Source organism: Paenibacillus alba (assembly GCF_013204855.1).
GTDB lineage: Bacteria > Bacillota > Bacilli > Paenibacillales > NBRC-103111 > Paenibacillus_E > Paenibacillus_E alba.
Genome location: NZ_JABMKZ010000108.1, coordinates 1 through 687 on the forward strand (window position 1 = coordinate 1; position 687 = coordinate 687).

The window sequence follows — 687 nt, forward strand, 5'->3', positions numbered from 1 at the left end:
ATTTGTAACGTAGATTTGTCATAGCTAAGTCGGTCCCGATGTGGCTCAAAGCCTTGATACATCGGGATTTTTTTGTTGAACATATTAAACAAGAACATATTATGAAATCGAGAAGAAATGATAAAGGAGTAGAAACCATGAAATGCCCTCAATGTAACAATGAATTAAGTGAGGTTCCTTTATGTTACGAAATCGAAGCTCCGTACCACTTTTACACGGTACCAGAAGAGAAAAGAACAGAGTTGATTAGAGATTTTTGTGTAATTGATGAACAATATTTCTATATAAGAGGACATATTGAAATACCGATAATTGATTGTAATGAGAAATTTATTTGGAGTGTTTGGGTTTCTCTTAGTGCAGAGAATTTTTTGAAATCCAATGAATTATTGCACGTACAAGGAAGGGAGAATGAGCAACCTTATTTTGGTTGGTTGTCGACGGAGCTGTCAATATATCCAGTAACTACACTGTCGTTGAAAACAATGGTACATACACAAGAAGTTGGCGCTGTTCCGTTAATAGAACTAGAACAGACTGATCATCCACTTGCAGTTGAACAAAGAGAAGGAATTACAATGGAGAGAGTAAAAGAAATTGCTCATTTAATAAATCACGTTACTTGAAAACCATGATATCCCTTTCACCTACTCGACACATGTGGAGTGCTGTGTGTTGTTGGTTAGG

Annotated in this window: 1 protein-coding gene; it reads left to right on the forward strand. The window is 36.1% G+C overall.

The window, feature by feature from the left end:
- The first annotated feature begins 137 nt into the window (after positions 1-137).
- On the forward strand, positions 138-626 hold the full coding sequence (locus HQN90_RS38120; protein WP_173227996.1) for a DUF2199 domain-containing protein: 489 nt from the start codon (positions 138-140) through the stop codon (positions 624-626).
- Positions 627-687: the final 61 nt, after the last annotated feature.